At 52.8% G+C, this 20,367-nt stretch carries 13 protein-coding genes and 1 tRNA gene; 2 read left to right on the forward strand and 12 right to left on the reverse strand.

The window, feature by feature from the left end; translation table 11 throughout:
* Positions 1-191: 191 nt before the first annotated feature.
* Positions 192-1,679 carry a glycosyltransferase gene (locus GC165_07580; GenBank protein ID MBI1332726.1) on the forward strand — a complete coding sequence of 496 codons (1,488 nt, stop codon included), beginning with the start codon at positions 192-194 and terminating at the stop codon, positions 1,677-1,679.
* 16 nt (positions 1,680-1,695) lie between these two features.
* Here the strand turns inward: GC165_07580 and GC165_07585 are convergent, their stop codons facing one another.
* From GC165_07585 to GC165_07630, 10 genes are all read right to left on the reverse strand, one after another.
* Positions 1,696-2,445 (reverse strand): SDR family NAD(P)-dependent oxidoreductase, encoded by a 750-nt coding sequence (locus GC165_07585; GenBank protein ID MBI1332727.1) that lies wholly within the window; start codon positions 2,443-2,445, stop codon positions 1,696-1,698.
* On the reverse strand, positions 2,439-3,254 hold the full coding sequence (locus GC165_07590) for a 2OG-Fe(II) oxygenase (protein ID MBI1332728.1): 816 nt from the start codon (positions 3,252-3,254) through the stop codon (positions 2,439-2,441). Before GC165_07590 ends, GC165_07585 begins: the two co-directional genes overlap by 7 nt.
* Positions 3,255-3,263: 9 nt before the next feature.
* Entirely contained in the window at positions 3,264-4,211 is a 948-nt protein-coding gene (locus tag GC165_07595; GenBank protein MBI1332729.1) for a hypothetical protein, read from the reverse strand.
* A gap of 10 nt (positions 4,212-4,221) precedes the next feature.
* Complete coding sequence (locus GC165_07600; GenBank protein ID MBI1332730.1) at positions 4,222-5,331, reverse strand: hypothetical protein; 1,110 nt, start codon at positions 5,329-5,331, stop codon at positions 4,222-4,224.
* A 1-nt stretch (position 5,332) separates the two neighbouring features.
* Positions 5,333-11,428: a hypothetical protein gene (locus GC165_07605; GenBank protein ID MBI1332731.1), complete on the reverse strand. Its 6,096-nt coding sequence runs from the start codon at positions 11,426-11,428 to the stop codon at positions 5,333-5,335.
* A gap of 12 nt (positions 11,429-11,440) precedes the next feature.
* Positions 11,441-11,824 carry a hypothetical protein gene (locus tag GC165_07610; GenBank protein MBI1332732.1) on the reverse strand — a complete coding sequence of 128 codons (384 nt, stop codon included), beginning with the start codon at positions 11,822-11,824 and terminating at the stop codon, positions 11,441-11,443.
* A gap of 72 nt (positions 11,825-11,896) precedes the next feature.
* The gene (locus GC165_07615) at positions 11,897-15,001 is read right to left on the reverse strand and encodes a glycosyltransferase (protein ID MBI1332733.1); all 3,105 of its coding nucleotides are present in this window, start codon (positions 14,999-15,001) and stop codon (positions 11,897-11,899) included.
* Between the two features lie 894 nt (positions 15,002-15,895).
* Complete coding sequence (locus GC165_07620) at positions 15,896-16,459, reverse strand: hypothetical protein (protein MBI1332734.1); 564 nt, start codon at positions 16,457-16,459, stop codon at positions 15,896-15,898.
* A gap of 200 nt (positions 16,460-16,659) precedes the next feature.
* A complete protein-coding gene (locus tag GC165_07625) occupies positions 16,660-17,211 on the reverse strand; it encodes a GNAT family N-acetyltransferase (protein ID MBI1332735.1) in 552 nt (183 codons plus the stop codon).
* A gap of 278 nt (positions 17,212-17,489) precedes the next feature.
* Positions 17,490-17,843, reverse strand: a complete 354-nt coding sequence (locus GC165_07630) for a hypothetical protein (GenBank protein MBI1332736.1) — start codon at positions 17,841-17,843, stop codon at positions 17,490-17,492.
* Positions 17,844-17,936: 93 nt separating this feature from the next.
* Between GC165_07630 and GC165_07635 the strand changes: the two genes are divergently transcribed.
* Positions 17,937-18,743, forward strand: coding sequence for a hypothetical protein (locus tag GC165_07635; GenBank protein MBI1332737.1), 807 nt, complete (start codon positions 17,937-17,939; stop codon positions 18,741-18,743).
* A gap of 243 nt (positions 18,744-18,986) precedes the next feature.
* Here GC165_07635 and GC165_07640 read toward each other — a convergent pair.
* Positions 18,987-19,060 (reverse strand) — tRNA-Gln (locus GC165_07640).
* A 43-nt stretch (positions 19,061-19,103) separates the two neighbouring features.
* Complete coding sequence (locus GC165_07645; protein MBI1332738.1) at positions 19,104-20,321, reverse strand: acyltransferase family protein; 1,218 nt, start codon at positions 20,319-20,321, stop codon at positions 19,104-19,106.
* Positions 20,322-20,367: the final 46 nt, after the last annotated feature.

Genomic DNA, 20,367 nt, shown 5'->3' on the forward strand with positions numbered 1-20,367 from the left:
TCCTTGCATGCCCGTTACGACGTCTGGCACCCACAGATTGGGTGTGAGAGGAACTTCGTCCCGTTGAGAATCGCCCCTCTGTCGCGAGCAGAAAACGTGTAAAATAGGTTCACTAAATCCGCATCATTATCAGGATTACCGTTGCAAATATCTTGATTGCATCGCCACCCCTAAACGCCGTTGATAAGGTCATGAGAATAGACATTCCACCTTCGTACTTTGAAGTAGCCGATGAACGACTTGCGGCACACGTTCCAAGCTCGGCACAGCGCATTTTAGACGTTGACTGCGCCTCTGGTGCCTTGGCCATGCGGTTAAAAGAGGGTCGCCCGGATCGTGAAATCTGGGGGATCGAACGATCGGAAGAGATGGCCTCGGAAGCCCGTCGTAATGGTGTCGATAGAGTCATCGTGGGAGATGTTGAGCGCATGGCTTCCTTCCCTCTTCCAAAGGACTATTTCGACTGTATTATCTGCAGTGATATTCTTGAGGCCCTAAGGCATCCGAGCCGCTGCTTAGAAAGCCTTCACGATCACTTGAGGCCCTCGGGATCCTTATTGTGCCGCGTTAGTAACAAGTGTCACTGGTCTTTCGTGGTCGGATTGCTATCTGGCGGCCATGGGCACGAGAGTGACCTGGGCCCACACGGGTTTGCGCCGCCCACAGTTCTCAACCTGCTTTTTGCCTCCGGCTATGGAATTGTCGCCGAGGACCGATTGGCGATTACCAATCCAGAAGTCATTGCTGTCCTCACCAGCGCAGCCGAGGCGCTGGGGGCCGATGCCGAAAGCTCTCGCCGAAATCTCAACACATATCAACTGATTTATGAGGCCAAAAAAGTTCTTCCGAGAATAGACTTTGCCACGTCCGGCGTTCTAGGAGAAGGTGTGCAGGGCCTTTCTTCCATCATCGTTGTGGCCTACAATTCGGCCAGCACCATTGCGCCTTGCTTGGCTTCTTTGCTGGCCACGATTGGAGACCAGGACGAAATCATCGTGGTTGACAATGCGTCGGGCGACGACACCTGTGGGATAGTCTTGAATTTCGCAAATCGGGACCCTCGCGTGCAACTCATCAGGAGCCCATCGAATTTAGGCTTCGCCAAGGGCAGCAATCTCGGGTTGTCGAAGAGCAAAGGCGAATACCTCGCCCTCGTCAATCCGGATGTTGTCGTTACCGATGGCTGGCTGGGGGCATTGCAAAAGCGACTCGATCTCGATGGAGTGGGTTTGGCGGGACCCTTATCCGACAATATTGCCGGCGATCAGTTCGTAGGGCACTATGTACGGGGAACAAATCTGACGACGGCATCCCTTAGCGACATTTGCCGAGAGAATCTTGCCGGATCGACGCTCTGGACGAAGCTTCTGATAGGGCTCTGCGTGATGGCAAAACGATCCTTACTCGACCAGATAGGCTTATTGGACGAAGACCTCTTTCTTGGCAGTGACGATCTCGAACTTTCATGGCGAATACGGACTCACGGATTGCGGTTGGCCGTCGCGATGGACGCATTCGTTCACCACAAAGGCGGCGTTAGCTTTGCAAGTCAACCAAAAGATCTAACCAAGCAGCTCGTCTTTGAAAGCACAGAGTGCCTGCTGAGCAAAATTCGAGAAACCTACGGATGGGTCCCATCCTCGGTCGACATTTGGGGAGTGGACATCATCCACAAGTAATCCCAAACACCGGCCGTCATATTAACTGCTCGCCGCTCGGCTCGATAACCAGGATTTTGCCCGTCACTTCGGAAGAATCGAGGCGCACGATCGCCTCGGCCACTCTGCTTGTCGCAATCCTCGAGGGAAATGCATCGGGAGCAATCGCATTGACCTTGATCCCAAAGGCACGAAATTCGTCCGCAAGGTGCATTGTCAGGAAGTTAAGTCCGGCCTTGCTCGCGCTATACGAAGATTGTCCCATGTTGGGAAACACCTGCATCCCCGATATGCTGGAAATGTTGATGACTCCTCGCCCTAAGGCACTGTTTTCGAGGTCTCTCGCACGCCAGAACATCTTTGCCGTCAATAAAGCCAACCGAAGCGGCGCTTCGATGTTGACGGCGGCTTGACGCTTGAGGGCATCGACCGACTTGCCTGACTCAACCAAAAATCGATGGTCCATATCCGCTGCCGCGTTGACAACAAGATCGATTCGTCCGAATCGCGCCAGCGATGCCTCAACCACCCTCTCAAGATCGCTGTCCGAGTTTAGGTCAGCCCGCACTTCGTAGACTTTAGAGCTGTTCTCGGCCACGTCCTCCATGGGGCGAAGAGGGTCCACAAAAGCCTGCTTCTGGGTTGAAACGTACGGCACCCTATTTCGACAAACCGCAACGATGTTGTAGTGCTCTGCAAAGAGACTACAAAACGTGTTTCCGAGTTCTCCGCCCGCGCCGGTCAGGATACAAACCCTACGGAGCGAAGGATCGACGGTCCCTACCATGGCACAACCTTATTCCAACCCCACCTGGAAATCGTTTCTTCCTTGGTGCGGTGGACCCACATGACGATACAGTTTCGCGCCAGTCTTCTATTAGACAGGAAGGTGTGAAAGGAGTAGGGTGTGCATTCGAAAGCCAGCAAGGAGTTATTGATCGGAGGCACGACGCCGATCGGCGATTCGATGGGATCATCCTCATTCATGTAAAGCCCGGTCTCCCCTCCATCGCCCGGCCTCCACCCGTCGTTGCATAAATAGAACAAGACCGCTACCGCGCGAGCCGTCTCTCGGGAAGTGAACCCGGGTGCGGTCTTCCCGGAAGTGTAAGAACAAATCTTGGGGTCGGTCACGTTCACTCCCCCATGGGGAGGCTGGGAAATAAACCACCCAGGATTGAGGTCGTTATGAATCCTTCCGTTTCGGCCACCAATTGCATGATGATGCAGAGCGCCATCGACATCGCCCGTCGCATCGATTTGGAAGAGACCGGCAACCATGTCGTGCCACGCTCTGGATGTAAAGAGTGAGAGCGGACCCTCTTGGCCAGGCTCGAAGCGCATCAGATAGGCGTCGTAATTTCCGTTGAGTCGAGAGAACCTTCCCTCCTGCGGACTTTCTGATAGTCCCCTACCCAGTAACTCCATGTACTGTCTTGCTACTTCGCCGTAAAACTCAGCCGTAAAAACGTTGGCGGCGGTGTAATGACCGTAAGGCTCGGACCGATAAAGCCATCGACGATTCTGAAGGATGCCTTCTAATGAATCTATCCTTGTTGCACCGGAAGACGCTGTTGTTGTTTGACCGATAATCATAAACCTACCTTAATACCCCTTTGGCCACGGAACAATCCGTTCTCCGCTCGGAGTGACGATGAGCACGCCGTCTTTCGTGGCACCAATTTGCTCGGTCCCGCTAATCGGCATCTTGATGACCTTGCGTTGCGTCAACGCTTTTGCATCCAAAAATAGTAATCCCTCCGCTTTCAGGGCCACAATCAAGGACTTTGAAGGGGCATAGCAAAATGTCTTTACCTGAGGACCAACCTTGGTCTTTAACATCGAAGCGGTGGAATCCATCCGTAACAATCGACGACTAGCGTTAACCCCAAACATGACGTCTCCTCCTTGCGTAAGAATTGGGGAGCTAACGAACTGAAATTTGGCCGATTTCACCCTGCGTCCATCTTTCACATTATACGTTTCCAAAAGATAATCCTGGTTAAGAAACCCGATCGAAGCATTCTCTGGAAAATAGTAAGGTCGAGCCTTGGAATTGTTTCGTTGGGGAATACCAAAATGAACCCTATTGTCTTCAAAGCTCCAAAATACTTCGTCGGGCGACTCGTGAGCCGATTCTTTGACCGGAGGTGTGCCTAAGCGGATCGTCGGAAGCTTAAAAAATATTGCGTATTTCTCGTCGGGAGAGATCCAGCTCATGCCGTACCTGGTATTCGCTCCCACCTTTTTTTGGAGTTCCCCATTAACCGAATACACTAATGATTTCAGGTTACGAATTTGGCCCGTTTTGGCGCTAATCTCGTAATGAAAACCCTGGCTGGCCACGAGACATAGACCCTGAGACGATAGCACGGCGTGATCGACGGGGCTATCTAGTTTGAACGTCTTGCTGCTTTTCGCATGAAGAGTCACTTGGTCATCACGCCATGTGTAGTATTCCGAAAGCAAGTCCGAACTTGAGAAACCAACAGGGGTGACCGCCCCTTGGGAAACAGGGGGCGGTATGGATAGTAAGAGGACGTTGAGGAACATCACGTCTTTCTTACGGACAGTTTCCAGTCGGGGCGCTAAACTGCAAGAATACACCTCGGGTTAGGACAAACTCTTTGTCCAGACCTGTACCTGGAGTCTCCGCGAGGTTGTACTGCCCCCAAAGACTTTGCTTCGGACTTAGCAGCAGAGCTTCATACGCTGGGTACCACTCAACTTTGCTGTTGTAAGACCAGTCCAGACCATCGGCCTGGCCCGGGAAGATGACCGTCACCTTGTCCTTTTCAGTTGCCGCAAACTTGACCAGCACGTCGTAGTTGATGCAAAACGCTGGCTGTTGGAAGTTGTAGGGCAAGAAGGACGTACAAGCTTGAATGACGAACCTTACGTACTGCGAGCAACACTCTTCGTTGCGGTTAAATGGGAACAGATACCGAACAGGAGGTGGATTCGGTTGCCCGTAAGATCCAACCTTAGACGTACAATTCCACTTGGGTCCTTGCTGAGTCGCCTGGATCGAAATTCCCATCTTGTCGCTGGTTGTAATTGCCACGTTGGCATCGGCAGCCCGAAGTTTCGTGCTTTCCGCAGTTGCCCAGGAAATATGCTTCGCCGTTCCGGGGTCGAATAGATCGCGATCATCGGTGTTGCCATGAACGTTGAGCCCGAATGGAAAAGTTTCTCCAAACCAGTACTTCGCCGGGCAAGCCGGGTTGTGCATGTCGATGCGGAATCCAGCCCGTTTAGGAATGAACGCATCGAACTGGAAGCGGATCGGAATCAGGCCAGAAGGGTCAGCGTTCGACGTCGGACTGCCGTCGGCGTAACCATGAGAGGACTGAACCGGCCAAAGTGGATCCCTCGTGGTCCACATTGCCTGATTCGTACCATAGTGCCTTGCTCTCACGTAAATGTTGTCACAGATCCTCGTGAACTCGTAACGGTATCCAAATGATCCTAGCCAACCAAATTTGGGTTGACTCTTCGCCCCGGCCGAAAACGGGGTGCCATAGGGTTTGAAGCTGAGAGTCAAGTTTTCTGCGGCGGTCATCCTCATCGCCACTGAGCCCAGTGCGTCGACCAAATATTCAGTTTTCGCACCCGCCGAGCTTGTCTCACCAATCATTTGGCCCATCACCGTGTGATATTTTGTCGTTGCCATCTTAGATCATCTCCTGCAAGTAGTCGGTTCCGTCCCAAACAATGGTCGTGCGTCTTCCGCTCGACGGTGTGATTTCCACCCGTTTTAGGCCATCGCCATCATAGACAAAATTCGCGTCGGACCGTAAATCTTGCCGGTGAGTCGCAAGCCTGTTCTCACAATCGTAAGTCATGGTCGAAAGAGCTGTCCCGATCGCACCCGTGAGCAGATTGCCGTTCGCATCGTACGTAAAGGCCGAACCGTCTGTCGCGCTGACCAAGCGATCGGCCACGTCGAAGAAGTTCTGTACAGGCGTACCCGATTCAGATGTCCACTTCAAGTTGCTATTGGCGTCGAAGGCATAGGTGTAGACATGTGCGAACACGCCAGACCCATTGTCTTGGACCAGATGATCCAAGGCGTCGTAAGAGTAGGTACTAAGGCGTCCGGCCAAATTGCCAAACGAAGCCCGGTTCCCAACCTGGTCATAGGTGTAGGTGATTTGCTCAAAAGTTACACCAGCCGATGACTTGGCGATGATCGAATTATTGTTTCCAATAGGATCATAGGAATTGACAACGACTTTGCCCGACGGGTGAGTGATCGTCGTAACCCGACTCATACCATCGTAGGCAAACGTATTGACTTGACCAGCTCCATCCGTGTACGAAGCGAGCCTGGCCTCGATATCGTATCCGTAATGGCGGACGGTGCCGTCTGGCTCATGAAGTTCAGTTCGTTGCCCGGCCGCGTCGTAGACATAAGCCTGAACGAGGTTGCCCTGATCAGTCTTGCCGGAGAGTTTGCCGGTTGGATCATACGAATAGGTTGTGACACCCGCCGCGTCCTCCATCCTGTTCCGCTGACCGAGTGAATCGTAAGCGAAGGTGACGAATGTCGCATCGGAATAGGCCTTGATCGTCAGCGCGCCTCTTGCGTCATACGTCAATGTCGTGACGGTGCCGTTTGCCGCGTTTTGCTGAACGAGCCAACGGTTCGCGTTGTACTGATAGGAGGTGGTGTTTCCAAGGGCATCGACCCGCGAAGCAACCGTCGATCGAACTCCGTATGTCGTTGTGACGATTCCTCCCAAAGGTTTCTGTATGGAAACGTTACGACCTTCAGAATCAAATCCGTATGTCGTGACGTGTCCCAAGGCATCTTGATGGGCGACGACTCGCTGAAGGTTGTCGTACGTCATGCTCGTCGTCCAACCTCGAGCATTTGTGATGGCAACCTGGTTACCTAACGCATCGAGCGTGTAACTGGTGATCTGACTGTTGGCGTCTTGGACGGCAATCGTTCTTCCGGTGGCATCGTAGGTCGTCGTCTGGATGGCGCCCGTAGGTGTCGTAAGCACGACGACTCTTCCAACGGAATCGTAGGTTTGACTCCACAAGTAGCCACTGGCGCTGATTCTGGCAATCACCTGACCCGCAGAATCGTAGACGTTCGATATAACTCTTCCGAGAGCGTCGATCGAACTGATGTGCCGACCCGCCGCATCGAATTGATAGGTGACCGTATTACCCAACGCATCGGTCCTAGAAATGGCATGTCCGACCCGATCAAATGAGTTGGTCGTTACAAATCCCTTCGCATTAACGCTGGAAATCTGTTGCCCAAGACTATCGTAATTGAAAGTCGTTCGGTTTCCAAGAGAATCCTGGGTTGCCCAAACTAGCCCGTTGTCAGTTCGGTATATGGCCGTACTGATATTGCCCAAGGCATCGATATTTCCAACCACCGCCCCGTCGACGTCATAGGAATAGGACGTTCGGAAGCCAGACTCATCGATTTTGGCCGTCGTTCTGCCTGCCAAGTCAGAGAGGATGGTGGTCATATTGCCGCTGGGCGAAATCGATCCAATGACGCGGTCAACCGAGTCGTGTATCTGCGTGAAGGTATAGCCGGCCGCATTTTGAGTGGCTAGCGGAACACCCTTCGCGTTATAAGACATCGTGGTTCGTTGACCAAGAGCATTGACCATGACAACTGGCTGCCCGACCGCGTCGTAAACCGTTGACATGCGCTGTCCGAGTTGATCGATCTGCCCGACCACACGACCGTTGGCATCGTAGACGTAAGTGGTACGCGTTCCATCGGCCGCTAGCGACGCGGTTCGATGTCCCAAACTGTCGTAAAGATAGGTCGTAATGAGTCCAAGAGGGTTTGTTTCCGACGACACTTTAGACTCGGCATCGTATTTCCAACTGGTGGTATTTCCGAGAGGATCCATGGAGGACACAACTCGACCCGCAGCATCGAACACTTGCGAAGTACGGTGGCCTTCGGCGTCCACCGAGGCTTTCACCATTCTCATCGAATTGTAAACGTTCGTCGTAATTCGACCGAGCGGTTTCTCTTCTCTGATGACATTCCCTATGTTGTCGTAAACAAAGGTGGTTGCCGTTCCATCCATTTGATTTTGGCTAACCAGATAGCCGCCGGCGTTATAGACTTGCGTCGTTACACGGCCAGATGGGGCTTGTGAAGCCACGAGCTGCAGATTCGCATCGTACGAGTAACTGACCGTATTCCCCAACGGGTTGGTGCGAGCAAGCACTTCATTTCGAGATCCGTAGACCGTGGTAAAGGTGCCGCCCTGAGCGTTGACTGTACTAATTCGTCTTCGCCTCGAATCATAGCTATAAGTCGTACTATTTCCGAGGGCGTCAACGGAAGCGGCCTTCAGTCCAAGCGAATTGTAGACTTCGGTTCGAACGTAGCCGAGCGCATCACACATTGCGACACGATTACCGCGTCCATCGTACGTGAACGTGGTCCGATCGCCTAAGGCGTTAATTCGAGCAATCAATCGACCCGACGTGTCGAAAACATTGGAATAGATGTTGCCTTGTGGATTGATGACGCTTTGCCGTCTACCGTTTGCCGAATAGATATAGGTGACCGCATGCCCTTCGGCAGTAACTTTGGACTGGAGCCGACCGACACCGTCATAGGCGTACGTCATGGCTCCGATTCCGGGCAATTCACGATTCGTCAGCATGCCCCGGTTATCGTGCGTCAAAGACACGACTGAGCCATTCGGTATTTGGACCACAGAAACGGCTCCCCTCGCGTCATAGGAGAAGGTTGTCGAATCGCCAATGGCATTGGTGCGAACTTTGATCCTGCCGAGCGAATCGTAGGTCAACGTATTTCGGTTGCCAACCTGATCCATCAGGCCAGCAAGCAACTTCGACTGTTGCTCGTAGATCGCCGTCATCGCCGAGCCACTTGGACTGAGGACCGAGAGTGGCATACCACTTGGGTCATAAGAAATTGAGGTGCGCGCACCGACTTCGTCGACCGTCGCAACGACCTGACCTACCTGATCATAGACGTAAGTGGTGGAGGTTCCATCGGGTCTTTGGATGCTTGAGACTCCGCCCGTCCATTGATAGTGTCGAGCTGTATAGGTATACCAACAGCAGCCGGGACCAGGACCAGGACCAGGACCAGGACCAGGACCAGGACCAGGACCAGGACCAGGACCAGGACCAGGACCAGGACCAGGACCAGGGCCGGGACCAGGACCGGGGCCAGGGCCAGGACCGGGGCCAGGGCCAGGACCGGGGCCGGGGCCAGGACCGGGGCAGCCGGGACCAGGACCAGGGCCGCCAGGGCCGCAGTCGTCTGTCGCCTGCGGAACTGCAGTGCTGCTGTCATCCGGGCAACATGTTGGCGGATCATCTCCCTCGTCTGGAGTCAAGAGATCCATTAAGGTGTTATTTGAGCCGTTGTCGTTGTTGCAACATTGATCGCTACCGTCGCCGCCAGGTTGTGGGATGGGCGGGAGTCCCAGACTGTCAAGGAGAATGGGTAGGGAGGCTCCCAACGGGGGAGGTGGCTGTTTGTCACAGCATTTCTTTCCGTTTCCATCCGTTCCCGTCGGTTGCTCCTTGTCGCATTTGCACGGATCGGGAGCGAGATCGTCGCGGTTCAAAATGTATCGAGAATTGCCGTCGCAACGAACTGACTTAGCCACCGAATTCGGAAGGAGGGGCGGGACCGGGACGGAAGTGGGCCAGTCCGGTGCCAAGAACCGAACGCTGGGCCGAAGTACTTTCGGCAGAGGATCGTCGACAATCGTAACCTTACAAATCGGAAGGTACATCGCATTCGCCGGGGAAGGAGAATAGACGCGCGGCAGATCGAGGACCGCGGTACAGACTTGAATAGGCAACGCAGCAGGCACCATCATCGGCTTAGATGCGAAGTAACCATAGGTGGTTCGAACTCCGGTTGGGGCGACGGTGCCAACGATATCGCCTCTCGCGTTGTAAACGAAAGTCTTCGTAAATCCGTCTTTGTCCGTAACTTTGTTCATGCGGCCGGAAGAGTCGTACCCATAGGTCACTCGCAAACCCATCGCATCCTCATGTCCAATCTTCCTGGCGGCCGCGTCGTAACTCGCCGTCGAGACAGCCCCAGTAGGTGCCGTGACGGAGCGAAGCAATCCGCTTGAGTCGTAAGTAAAGGTCTTGACTTCGCCTAAGGGGTTCACCGCGCTCGTCACGGTCCTGAAACGGCCATAGGTCTGCGTATAGCGATATCCCGCCGGATCAACTTGGGCAACGGGCAAGCAATTGTCGTAAATGTAAGTGTAAACAGACCCGTCTGCCAATTGGCGGCTCACAAGATTTCCAGCGGGATCATACGCAAAGGTGGTGATGTTGCCTAAAGCATCGGTTTCACTTTGCAAGCGGTCCAGCACATCGTACGATCTCTGCGTAATGGCACCTGTCGAGGCAATAATGGATACGAGGTTGCCGTAGGTATCGTAGCTAAACGTCGTCGCGAGGCCTCGTGGGTCAACAACGCTCGCCACCTCCCCGGCCGCGGTGTAGGAATACGTCGTGACTCTTCCTAGCGCATCCATAGCCGAGGTTCTCTGTCGAGAACTGCCATCGCCCGCATACGTAAAGGTGGACAAATCTCCGGTTGGACTAGTCAGTCCCGTTAAGTTGCCAATCGAGTCATACGTAAAAGAGGTTCGGTTACCCAGCGCATCTTCAGTGACGCCTATAACGATGTGGGACGGATCGAAGGTCACACTGAACGTAGCACCGGCTGGCGTCACCTCCTGCGTCATGAGCCCCATGCCGTTGTAAACATAAGTTGTCCGGAAGCCTTCGGGCCGATCAACACTTACGACCGACCCATTGAGGTCGAAATTAAATGTCGTGATGGCACCCAAAGGGGTCTGCATCGAATTTGCACTCGTCGCGTAGGCAAGAGTGAATGTGCCACTCCCCGCCACGACTTGACCAGGTTGCCCAATGATTGGCGAACCGGGCAGCCCGGGCGGAAGCGCCCCATAGACGTATGAAGAAAGATATCCCCGAGGGTCTTCTATACCAACAATGTTGTGCGTCACCCCGTCGTACATGTACTTGGTCGTACATCCGCTCGGGGCAATGAAGGTCGTGGGCACTCCACTTGCAGCGTATTGGAAAGTCCATCGGCGCCCTCCCCAATCCAAGAGGTTGGAAAATCTTGTCACGCCGGCAACCGACGCATAACTAAAGGTAGCCCTTCGGCCTCCAGGAACTATGACTTCCTGAAGGAGCCCTGCTTCCGCCCCCGAGCCATATACAAATGTCTGCCTAACATCGCTCGGATCGACCTTTGCCAGTAGTTGGTGGGTGACAGGATTACCAGTGGCGGATTGTGCTTCGTAGAGCAACCTCAGCCCATCCGGGTAATACTCCGTGAAGCGCGTGCCATCAAAACTGAGTGTTGTGATCGGGGCTCCAACCGATGCGTAGGTCGTGACACCGCCAGACGATCCAACCGCAGTAAAGGCATACTGACTGAAATCTCCTCGAACGATGGTAACAGCCACCCCGCTTGTGGAGGATTGAATGTATTGCCGGGATTGAGAGCTCCAATTGACACCAAACTCGGTTGAGCCGACACCCGATCGATAAAGAAAATCAAGTTCAAGATTGAATTTCCGAGCTTTTAGACTCACGTACTGGGCAACCCGCAACTCGCCAAGCTTCAAATCCGGAAGCGGCACTGCGGCAGACCCAGCCATCGGTGTCGTAGCTAAGCCACCGGCGGTTGGCTCTATCGCGGTTTGACTTGAATTTGTAGGGTCTGGTTGCATGAGAATCCTTTACTAACCTGCGTGGTTACTTTCATAAAAATTGCGGTAAATGAGAGCGGATTTAAGCGCTTCAATCGCCAAATCCGCATAATGGCCCTTCCCTTCGGGCAAACCGCCCAAAAGTAAGGCTAGGTCATCTCCGGAAAGCAGGCTAATTTGCTCGCATGTTCGACCGCGAATAAATGCCATCAAACCCATCGCTGTTCGCTGGGCTACCGGACAACCATTCGTGTCGTAGTCTCCGTCAATAACTCGACCGTTGCACACATCTAGCCACAAAAGAACGTAGGGCCCGTCTCCGGGTGTACCAGATTTACCCTCTATTCGGGTACTTTCCAATCTTTGTTTGGTAGTTTCCACACCGTCACTTCTGATAGCGATCTGCGTAATAGCGATAAAACATTTACTGGTATTTTTACGCGTATTACACTATATCATGATATCCAGGAGATTGATCAAAAAACTTTTCTATATTAAGGTCATATTAGAGTCGTCTAAGGCTCGACGCAGATTTTCAATCTGCACAACCGTTTCATCATGATGAGGGTCCAGGCGGTGGGCGCGCTCCATCCAGTTGATGGCTTCCTCGTATCGTCCGTTTCTGGTTGCCGATACACCTAAATAAAACGCAGCTTCCGCACAACCAAGATCCTCCAGAATTTGAAGATGTTCTCTGGCTTCTTCTTCCCGAAAATCGGACAATAGCTGACGAGCTAACACCAATCGGGGACCAATTGATAAATACTCGGATTCGACGCAGCGCCGAAGGGCTAATTCACCTTCCGCAATTCCGCCAAGGGCTTGGGCATACTTAAACGACAGTGTTGCCCACAATTCCGAAGAGCCTTGTCGCCGTCGAACAAGATCGCGGGTCCACTGCGCAGTGGCAAAGTCTTCTTTCTCTAAGGCGGCGGCAAACAAGTCTAAGGCAGACGGAATAAACAATTGGTCTTGCAACGCCATTTTCCAAGAGCCTCGTGCCGCTTTGTAGTCCCCAAGGTGCAGTTGCACGACAGCTAAGTTATGCCATCGCTTGTGACCGAGGATGCCGATGTCGAACGACGAGAAGTGCTCGCCCGTTCCCTGATGGATGGACAGATAATGGTCGCGGGCTTCCTCGTATCGACCGAGGTCTGTCAACACCATGCCCGCCTGAAAATGCAATTCAGGGTCGTCCGGGAAAGATGACAATCCTTGATTGAGGACATCGAGGCACTCCTGGGGTTGATGGAGAGATTTGTGAGCCGAGGCCATCAGCGAATAGACTTTGCGAACGTGCGAGTCTCCTTCCGCTGACGCATGAAGGCACTGTTGGAGCCAATCGATCGCGGACAGGTGTTTGCCCGTATAGTAATCGGTCATGCCAAGGTTAAACAGAACAAACGGATGCCCTGGCCTTTCTAAAAGATCGAGTTCAAGAAGTCGGTAATCCCGCTCCTTCTTTTTAAGTTGGCCTGCTTCGGACGTGTCGTACCCTGAGTGCAAAACGACTGCATTGCTTCTGGCCACTTGCCCTCCAAGCGACCGAATACTTGGCAATATCTGCTCGTGAATCCGTCCCTCGAAGTGAATTCCTGGAATGTTTCGAAAAAGCTTGACGTGATCCACTCGTGTACCCGCGCCAGGCCCCTCCTCGACAAACTGTACGGGGACCACAAAAGCCATGATGTCCGGTGAAGCGGTCAGAGCGGCTTCCAGTAGGTCTTCTCCTGCGCCAGGCGGAAGCGTGTCATCGGCGTCTAACCAGAAAATCCAACTACCTCGAGCATGGGCGAGCGACTGATTCCTTGCCTCCGCAAAGCTCTCGGTCCATGGAAACTCAAACAGCTCGGCACCGAGTTCTTTGGCTATATTGGGCGTCTGGTCGGTGGAACCTGTATCCACGACGATTATTTGCGAGAAGTAAGGCTTGGCACTTTGAAGGCAATTAGCCAAGACTCTCTCTTCATTACGCACAATCATGCAAAGGGATATATCGGCCGCCCGTGCTCTTTCGGCCGTTGCCAGGGCCACTAACTCTGGCTTCAGAGAATGGTCGAAGCGAATCGGATGGGGTGCATCGCCGGAAAGATGCGAAGCAAATCCACTGTGAAGGTCCTGAGACCACTTGCTTCGATATATTGGACGGTTCCTCTCCAAAAGCGCCGAAGGATGCTCATCGAGCCGCCGAAGAGTTTTTGAACCTGCGTGGTAGACAAAGCTCCTTTGCGAAACAAGTAACCGATGGCCAGCCCTCCGCAAACGGTAGCAAAGGTCGTTGTCCTCAAACATTCCTCGCCCAAAACGTTCATCAAAGGCGCCCACTTCGTCGAGCGCCGAGCGCTTAATCAGCAGACAGAAACCGACCAGCATGTCGACTTCAAGGTCGTCAATCGCTCGATTGGCAAAGTCTTCGGCAAAAAGCTCGAGGTTCACTAGACTCGTGAAGGTAACCGTCGTGGGCTGGTGGTAACCCGAATTGTTGGTAAGAGGACCCACCGCAGACGCTTGGGGACCCATGATCGATTCGACGAGGCGAATCAGGCCAGCGCGAGGAAGGACAGTGTCGCTATTCAGAAAGAGGACGAGTTCGCCGGTCGATTCCTTGAATCCGATGTTACAAGACTTCGAAAATCCGAAGTTCTGCTCGCTCCTGATGAGGTGCACAAAGTCATAGTTGGCAATTGCCTCCGGTGTGTCATCGGGCGATTTGTCGTCCACAACGATCACCTCGTGAAGCAAATCCGTTATGAGGCCTAAGCTATGGAGGCAAAGTTGAACGTCCTCTTTGCCTCCATAGACAGGTATGACAACCGACACCTTTGGCCACGGATTAACGCTGGAGACCACCTGACGCGAAGGGTCAACGCGAATATCCGATAAGACATTGGGTACATGAATTCGCTCCGCAAACCCATAGGCCTGGGGGTGAGTGGGGTGCAAATTCCTGAGGAGTTTATCCTGATCCCATCGCCTCCAAACGTTATCGAACCAGTCCGGAACAAGCTCGTTTCGATGACCCCAAGTCGTGATCTTTCGAACAATCCGTTGATCAGGCCCAGCATAGGATAGATGGTGGAGAATCCCGTGTTCGGGCCCCAGGACCAGGCTCCTCCCCCCAACGTACTCACGAATGTATTCGTGCTCGACTCTCTGACAATGGAGAAGGAGGATCGGCGTCAGGCGCTCTCTTGGGCGGATCACATATTCCGCAGACTTCCAATAGGTATCCATGTGGACCCGGACCGTATCGGCAGCATCCGCATCAGCTAGCCTCCGAAGAGACTCCAGCAGTTCTGGACTGATCACCTCGTCGGTATCAGGAATAAATACAAAGCCATGCCCAGCGCTTCGCAGTGTGGCCAAGGCATCCGATCTTTGCTGGGCTTCGTCGGTCCAATCACCAAGAATGACCGTAGCGCCTTCTTGAGCCGCAAGCTCTGCGCATTGATTCCAGTCGCCTTGCGTGCCATTCCAAGCATATCGGCTTACAAAGACAATTATCGGACCAACTGACGCAAAAGACCGTATCGATTCCCTGAAAAACCAATGATCGTCGTGCACACAATAGCAAACTGGAATGGAACTAGGCACACTCTATATTATATCAACATCATCTTTTCTGACAATTATATCAACGAATTTCTCTTGACATCCAAATGAAAGGCATTTTAGATTCATTTCTGAATTTCATTCCTTAACAATTAGTCCCATATATTTGGGTTTCCTGCTTCACCTTGGTCCCGCATTTCCGAGGCGACGTGCGGGGAGTGCCCACAGGTTTCCACTCCGATTATTGCCGTCCAACGGCGCCGGGCCTGATATGCGAATGCACCTCCGAACAGCCGATCATCGGGAGAATCAAGACTCGACTCTATGGAATTCTCGCGGCTTTTATCGAGCAGTTTCCAATCGCCCCCGTCGTTTGCCGACTCTGTAAGCATGGACCATGCTCAGAGCGATCATCTCTGACACTGGTTTGTTTTTGCCGTCGCCACCAGGAGCGTTAGAAGGTCGTTGCGCAAGTACCCCCGGGCAGAGCGTCCTCGACGCCCTTCGCAAATAAATGGCGCAAAAGGTCGACAATGTGCTCAACGTCCTTGGGTACTTGCAACAATTGACTGGCTGCAGCCACGAAGTCAGCGTGCCCCTCCTTTTTCCACTCCCACTCGCGAATTCGCAGTCGCAGAGACTATTTCAAGAGGCCTGGCAAGAATGTACAAAGGATTCGGATCAAAGCATGAGGGCTTGGACTTAAGGAAGCGACCGCCGCCTGGACTTGCAGCCCACGCAGAAAGCCGAAGTCGACAAGTTTTATCGTCAAAACCCTTTCCACCCCATTAGCCCAGCTTACAAAGTAACTGGTCAAGTTCGGTTTGTGTTGGATTTAGGAATTCCTCCCAAAGCAGCAGAGCGTTACACGCCTGGAAAGCTTTAATGCGGAAAGGGACACCTGGTAGAGGGTCCTCACAAAGGCTTCGGCAAACTTCACCGAAAGACCACGCCGAAGCTCGTCCAGTGAAGTTCGGGCATTTCGAGCTTGTCCTCGTCCAGTTCGTCCCACCACTTCGACATGCAGGGATGCATGCGGATGTCATCGAAGAGGATGAGACCGCCCTTTCGCACAAGCGGGGCGTAGAGCGCCATCTCCGCCATCACCTGCTCACCTGTGTGGTCAGTATCAATGAAGAGCAGATCGATAGGAGCGCTCTTGGCGATCTCCGATGCTAAAGATGAATCCCTTGTATCCCCCTCGACGAGCTCGATGTTATCGAAGACCTCCAGCTTGCGCCGCGTTTCGTCCTGCTGGTCGATATCGATGGAAACGACTTTGCCTTTAGTACCAGCGGCAAGGTGCGAGGTGCTGCCACCCGTGCAGGTTCCAAGTTCAACGGTTAATTTGGGTTGAAATTCCTTCGTTACCCAATACAAGAGGTCATAGTATGGATTGCTGGGGTCCCGCCCGTAGACTCTATGGTCGCCTACCTTGCTCCCAGGCTTGAAAGTTTGAATAGCTTCGCGAACCGACTTTGGGTTCTGCACTTGTCCCATAGCCCTATTTTATTGCAGGGCCTGCACATTCAACCTCAATTCAGGAAATTCGCTATCATGCAAAACCTGGAGATTCTTTCTGATGAAAAACCCAGCGCCTATCACGACGGGTATCCGAGAAAAAGTAGATAAGGCTGAAATGATATTGAGCACCGCTTGGACTTCCAGTCCAAACAGAAATGCTTACCGGATTTGCCGATCTAACCCAGCTCATGAAGTGACTTGTCATCTAAGTTGAAACTGTAGATCAATTCGTTGACTGATTCGCGAGAGTTGTTCTGACGATGTTCGTCGATCACGGTCTCCAGCCGCATTCCGAGCTTCTCAAGCACCCGCTGTGACCGAACATTTCCAATGTCTGTCGACGCCCAAATGCGAGAGAGACAAAAAGTATCGATCCCCCAGTTCATTACGGCTCTGGCGGCTTCGGCTGCCAAGCCCTGTCCCCACCAAGTCCGTCCGATTGCATAGCCTATCATGGCCGCCTGCGTGTGCCGGTCGATCTCTAAGTTGACCGTGCCAATCAGCTTTCCCTCGAAAACCACTGCAAAGGTCGGAGATTTATCCCAGGGTTCGGACATGTTAAGCGCGACGAACGCTTCGGCATCCACTTTGGTAAACGGTTGAGGAATGTGCGCCAAATACCGAGCGAATTCAACATCGTTCCGATACGCAAGCGATGCTTCTACATCTTCGATTTGAAATGGCCGAAGAAGTAACCGCTCGGTCCGAATTTCAGGAAAGTCGCCCATGACTGTCAGTTTAATGCGATATCAATTCGACGAGGCATTTGGCAAAGACTAAAAAATGAGTCGCTGCCCATCGTAGATTTCCGCCCTGGCTAGATGGGATGTCGCCAGAGCGACAATTCGATGAATTTCTTCTCAAACTCGCCGTCCCGATGGATCGGGGTCTTCGAGGGTGAACGTCTCATCCCGTCAGAAACGAAGGCAATGAAGTTGCGCCTTCATATTGAGACACTCTTGTTGTGAATTCTGTGGGTGAACCCAATGGTTTCAAGGAGTAAATTTTACGCCCCAGTCATCTTATCTTCAAACAGTAGCCTGAATGCCCGATCCTTATACTCTGTGCTGACGGGGTAGCTCTCAATTTTTGACCAAATGTCTTCGGGTGTATTTCCCTTTAGAAGCATTTTTTCGATGATCTTTTCTTCAAGGCTCTTCACACCCCACTTTGTGATCGCTCCACTAATGATACCAATGATCCCCAGCGAGATAATTCCACAAATTACACCACCAGGTCCAAGACCGGCAAGAGCCGTCAAAATAGCGGCACCTCCTGCCCACCCGGAAGTTGCAATAGCAATGAACAGAACCAAGCCAGGAACACCGAGGCCTGCTATCCACTCAGCAAATTTGTCCATAGTTGTTAATATGTACTACGGCCCCAGAGAGTATGTCGTTCAGCCTACATGTCAAAGTCAACCGGAAAGAGATGCATGTTTTGCAATGGTTCCTTGAAGGGAAAACTTCGGGGCCGTGAGCATGTCTTTCCCAAATGGCTGCTCGAACTCCAAGATGCAACCAACAAAACGGTTGAACCAATAAAGTTCGACGCGGACCTCAAGATTACATCAAGGCGGAAGCATGACTTCGGCTCACTACTCGCGGGTAGTGTTTGCGCCAACTGTAATTCAGGCTGGATGAGCAACCTTGAAGGTGAAGTGCAACCCATCCTGAAATCTTTGATCTTAAATGAGATCGGAGTGAACGAGCTTTCAATCAATGAAAGGCGCATTCTCGCCAGGTGGGTATGCAAGACAGCCTATTGCATCGATTCAGCGAGTGACGGTAGATCACGGGTTCCCCCTCGACATCGGCAAAAACTTCGTGAGGATACAAACAGTATTCCGCCGGGGGTTGTCGTTGCGGCTTCATGGTGTCCGCAGGAACAAGCGGTGGCGTGGCTTGAATACCATTTTTGGCGACTCGTGGGCATTCCAGCAAGTCAAGACCCCAATGTGTTAGCCCAGCAAAGCTACCAAAGCTATAAGATTGCTATGCAATTAGGCAATACGATCCTTATCGCTCTCTTTTGGCCAACCCCTACACCCAATTTGGGGTTCGAACGTGGAACTCACATTCCACTGTGGCCCGAGAGAGATTTCTTTGCGGTTAATCAGGGAGAGTGGCCCAAGTCTGACTCGCCAACAGACTTTATTATTGAGTGCCTCAAAAGGATACTTGTCTTTCCCAATGACCGCGCCGAAGGGTCAATCCAGATCAGCGGAGGCTTTGACATGAAGGTCTTTGACCCTGATTAAGTAATGCTAATTCGGAGTTGCCCCACCTGGATTTTCTGCCCCGGCGCGCCGGGATGTCGCCAGGGCGACAATTCAATGAATTCCCTCGCAAGCTACGAGGATAAGCTTCTCATCCAGGCCAGGAAACGAAGGCGATCTAAACCCCCATCCCTAACCCTTCCCCCTCCGCAAAGCCCGACAAGGGGAAGGGGACCCTCGCGCAAAACAAAAGGGCCGGATTCTTCAAATCCGACCCCCTTATTTTGGCTGCCCAACGTGGATTCGAACCACGATTGACGGTACCAGAAACCGGAGTCCTGCCATTAGACGATTGGGCAAATCGAAGAAGTAGGATACCCCAACCGAACCCGAACCCACAACTCAGTCTGCCAAAGCCGGCGCCACGCGCAGCTTCCGATTCTTCCACCACGTCGTCATCCGCTTTCGCGTCGGCGTTTCGATGTACAAGAAGATCGGAATCGACACCAGAATCGCCGTCATCATCAGCGCCAGGTTCAGCACGATATTGCTCTTATCCGTATGGAACACCTTGCTCAAAATGAATTCGCCGAAGTGCTTGATCGGGATATGGAACAGGTACAGCGAGAAGCTCGCCTCGCCCATCAGCACCCAACCCGGGCTCTTCAGCGGCGCCAGCCACTTGCTGTCCCACGTGATCAGCCCCAGGATCACCGTAAAGAAGAACGGAATCCCCAAAAGCTGCCCGGTGTACAAAACCGTGTTGATGATGTGGTCGTGCCCTTCGAAGAAGACCATGCCGAGGAACGGCAGAGAAAGCACCCCACCGGCCCACAACAGCCACTTCGGATGGTTGTGCCGCAGCACCTCGTTGTACAGCCGAAAGCCCAAAACGCCGATCAAAAACTCAGGAATTCGGAACAAGAAGTTCAGCCGAATGAACTGGTTAAAGAAGAAGTCGATGCCCGAGTTGTAGTCCTTACCCAACTGGTGCGCCATGATCGGGAAGAAGTTGAGATGGTACAGCAACGGACCGATCGCCGCCAGCCCAAAGAACAGCAGAATGAACCACCCCAGATCCTTCGTCTTGAACCGGTTGATCCACGGCAAAAGGAACGGCAGAAGGATGTAGAAGAACAGTTCTGTGCTGATCGACCACGTGGGCGAGTTCAAAAAGCCCCCGGCCGGAGTGGCAAAGCACTGCAAGGCAAACACCGTCACCATAAATAGCTCGGGCAGGTGCGCGTGCGCATACATCGCCTGCTGAGGCAAAGGGTCCTTCGCAATGGGTAAAAACAGCCGAGGAGCGACGATCAGAATCGACAGGATATAGACCGGATAGATGCGCGAGAATCGCGCCCACCAAAAGTCCTTTTTCGAGACCTTCTTCGTCAGTAAGCGGTCGTAGTAGTTCGCCGCCAGAATAAAGCCCGACAGCAGAAAAAAGAACGAAACGCCCACGTACCCGTGGTCCACCACGTTCTTGAGAATCTGCGGCAGATACGGCTTCAGCTCGTCGTTGTAGTGGTAGCAAACCACGATGAAGGCCGCAAAAAAGCGCACCGACGTTAGTTGCGGAAAAAACTCCCTCTTCGCTGCCTCGTTAGCTTGCCCACTCATATCCGGTTCGTAACGAAAGAAACCTCAACGGTCTCCGCCGAGGTTA

Source organism: Armatimonadota bacterium (assembly GCA_016125185.1).
Taxonomy (GTDB): domain Bacteria; phylum Armatimonadota; class Fimbriimonadia; order Fimbriimonadales; family Fimbriimonadaceae; genus Fimbriimonas.